Below are 3,553 nucleotides of genomic sequence, written 5' to 3'. Positions count from 1 at the left end.
TCTTGGCTCGCTCGCTCTCGGCGACATCGGTCAGCATTTTCCTGATAGCGACGAAAGATGGAAAGGTGCCGACAGCCTGGCCTTTTTGCAATATACGTCTGGCTCCACGGGCACACCCAAGGGCGTAATGGTGACCCACGGCTGCCTCTGGGCCAATCAGCAGATGCTCCACGCCGCGTTTCAGCATACCGAAGCGTCGGTGGGCGTGGGCTGGCTGCCGCTGTTTCACGACATGGGGCTGATTGGCAATATTTTGTACTCGCTCTATGCCGGGTCGCTGTGCGTGCTGATGTCGCCGATTGCCTTTGTGCAGAAGCCCGTGCGCTGGCTGGAGGCGATCGCCCGCTACGGCGCAACCACCAGCGGCGGCCCCAACTTTGCCTATGACCTGCTGGGTCGATACGTTACCGACAACCAGCGCGATCGCCTCGACCTGTCCACTTGGGACATTGCCTTTTGCGGCGCAGAACCCGTGCGGCAGACCACGCTTGACCAGTTTGCCGAAAAATTTCGCCCCTGTGGATTTCGCCCAGAGGCGTTTTACCCGTGCTACGGCATGGCCGAGGCGACGCTGTTCATCACGGGCGGCGCTAAGCATTTGCCTCCTAAAATGCTGCATGTGGACACGCAAAGCCTAGAGCAAAACCGCGTGGAGATTTGCGAACCGGCCCGTCCCGGCCTTGCCCGCCCTGGCGCACGGCGGACGCAGACCTTAATCAGTTGCGGACACCCCTGGCTAGACACGCGAGTAGAAATCGTCAATCGAGACACGCGGATGCCCTGTGCCGATGGGGAAATTGGCGAAATCTGGGTGGCGGGGAGCGGCGTAGGCAAGGGCTATTGGCAGCATCCGCCGGAGCGAGAAAATCCCTTTGGGGCGATGCTGGCCACGGGCGAGGGCGGCTTTTTGCGGACGGGCGACTTGGGCTTTGTGCAAGCGGGGGAACTGTTCATCACCGGACGGCTGCACGATGTGCTGGTGTTGTGGGGCTTCAACCACTATCCGCAGCACATTGAGCAGACGGTGGAATCGTGCTATCCGGCGTTTCGTGCGGGCGGCTGTGCGGTTTTTGCCGCGCCGATCGATGGTGAACTGGGGGGCGACGCAGCGGGCGAAGAGCGGCTGGTGGTTGTCCAAGAAGTAGAACGCAGCGCCCGCCAGCGGTTGTATTTACCAGACGTGGTGGAAACCGTGCGATGGGTGGCGTTTCGGGAACATTTTGTAGACGTGGGGGCGATCGCCCTGGTGAAACCCGGCGGCTTGCCCCGCACCTCCAGCGGCAAAATTCAGCGGAGTCGCTGTCGGCAGCAGTTTTTGGAGGGCAGTCTGGCGGTGATCGACGTGTGGCGATCGCCCGACTCTCTCGATGTTTCCAGCTTGGTGCGGCGCTACCTCAGTCCGCGTACCCACCTGATTCGCCTGGTGGCGCGGCTGCGGGCTAAGCTTGGCCGGGCTTAGGGCATAGAAGATATAGATGATGTAAAAAACAAACGCTAGAAGGCAGTAGCAATGCTCCCTTTTCCTGCCTCCTTTTCCAGTCTGCTTGCCCTTTTGACTCTTTGCACGTTTGTCTGCTTGCACTTTTATGCAACCCCCTTTTCCTGTGAGCGCAATGAAACGTGCGGGAAAGGGGAGTGCCACGGCTGGGGCGATCGCCCTATTGTACTAACAACAGCTTCTAACAACAGCTTCAAGCAACCCCTGCAATTAAGCCGCAACGGTTAAGCAGCAACGGCTCGAAGCAGCATACTGCATAAGCTTGCTGACCGGAGAAATACTTCTTTTTGGAACCCAGTTTGTAATCCAAGAAGAACTCTAACATACCGCCGTGGTTTTTGTTCTGGATTGTGTTTCGGAATGAGACCAAGAATAGAAATCGCAAGCTTTTATACATATCAAATTTCAGTCAAATTTCACTAACTGGTTGACAAATTCGCACGATGGCATACATCCCTGCGATCGCCCTCTGATTACGCTCCGACCATTGCACTGAACTACCTAATACCCCTACGGAGGTCATGCTCTATGGTACGCTCCTTTGCACGTCCCCAGCCTGTTCGTTTCGCTCGTCTGGCTGCCTCTAGCCTGCTGCTGCAAACGGCGATCGCCACCACGCTCGTTAGCGAATTTGCCCTGACCATCCCCGGCACTTCCCTCACCCAATCGGCCGCCGCCCAGTCGCGGAGTAATATTCAGGATGCTGAAGCTGCTGTGGTTCACATCCGCGCCAACGGTCGCAATGGCAGCGGCACGGGCAGCGGCGTGATCATCGACCCCAGCGGATTAATCGTCACCAATGCCCATGTGGTGGCCGGAGCGCGGGAAGTCATTGTGACTGTGCAGGGTCGCGAAGTGCGTGCAGAGGTTGTGGCAATGGGCGATGCGGACTGCCTGGATCTGGCGCTGCTGCAACTGCCCAATCAGCGCAACCTCCCCACCCTGCGCCTTGCCGATGCCAGTTCCATCACAAAAACGCAGAACATCTGGGCGTTGGGCTTTCCCGTTGGCAGTACCCCGCGCTCCCCATCGATTGTAGAAGGGACGGTCAACAACATTCACATTCCTCAGGGTGTGGTCGTGTTTAATGCACCTGTGAATCCGGGCAATTCCGGCGGGCCGGTGATTGATAGCCAGTTGCGGATCGTGGGCATTACCAAGTCGGGCGCTCGCGATGCCCAAAACGTGAATTTTGCCGTGTCGGTGGAGCAGGTGCGGCTGTTTGTAGAGGCCCATCGACAGGGGCTACGGTTCCCCGTTGGGCAGTATGTGATTCCCGCCGTGGCCTCATCCAGCCAATCCATCAGCCAGCAAATCTCTCTGACCCGTGGCAACGTGCAGGCCAACTTGCAGCCCGGTGACAGCCGCTTTTGCGCCGATTACAGTCCTACGGATATTTACACCTTCGAGGCAGAGGCGGGGCAGGCGGTGATGCTGAGAATGTCGAGCCGTCTGGCCGGATCGCGACTGGTGTTGGTCGGGCCCGATGGACGGGCGATCGCCCTGGATCAGAGTAATGGGGCGAATCGAGATGCGCTGGTGGTGCAAAAGCTGACCCAGAGCGGGCAATACACCGTGCTGGCAATGGCGGCTGGCGAAAATCAGTCTGGGCAGTATGACCTGCAAATCTCGCAGCCAATTTTGGTGGAGCGGGGAATGCTGGATGCCAGCACTGCACCCTGTTTCGACGATGGCTCCCTTTGCCGCGCCTACAACTTCCAGGGACGCGCCGGACAGACCGTCGCGCTGATTGTGAACTCGGCGTTTAATCCGTACCTGATTGTGCGCGACCCCAATGGCGATCGCGTGGTGGAAGGCAAGGCAGAGCGCCAGGGCAGCGTGCGGTTTGAACTGCCTGCCGACGGCTGGTATCGGCTGATTGTGGGCGGTGTGGAACCGGGCGATCGCGGCGAGTTCTTTATCTCCATTCTCGATACGCAGGATTTACCCGGTGCAAACCGAGTGTCGCAGCGCTGAGGTGATGCTTGCTGAAGTATGAATCTGAAGCGTAAATCTGAAGCGTGAATCTGAACGCGAACCAATGCCCCTGCGGCG

The 3,553-nt window shown here is 58.5% G+C and carries 2 protein-coding genes; both read left to right on the top strand.

Annotation, left to right across the window (positions count from 1 at the left end; genetic code table 11):
• Window positions 1-1,459 (top strand): fatty acyl-AMP ligase (locus tag IGS51_RS18265; RefSeq protein ID WP_297080213.1); only part of this gene is annotated, 1,459 nt, incomplete at its 5' end.
• Between the two features lie 567 nt (window positions 1,460-2,026).
• On the top strand, window positions 2,027-3,475 hold the full coding sequence (locus IGS51_RS18260) for a S1C family serine protease (protein WP_297080212.1): 1,449 nt from the start codon (window positions 2,027-2,029) through the stop codon (window positions 3,473-3,475).
• Window positions 3,476-3,553 lie beyond the last annotated feature (78 nt).

The sequence above is a fragment of the Thermoleptolyngbya sp. M55_K2018_002 genome, assembly GCF_015295965.1.
GTDB classification, from domain to species: Bacteria; Cyanobacteriota; Cyanobacteriia; order Elainellales; family Elainellaceae; genus Thermoleptolyngbya; species Thermoleptolyngbya sichuanensis.
This window is presented reverse-complemented; position numbering and strand designations above follow the sequence as displayed.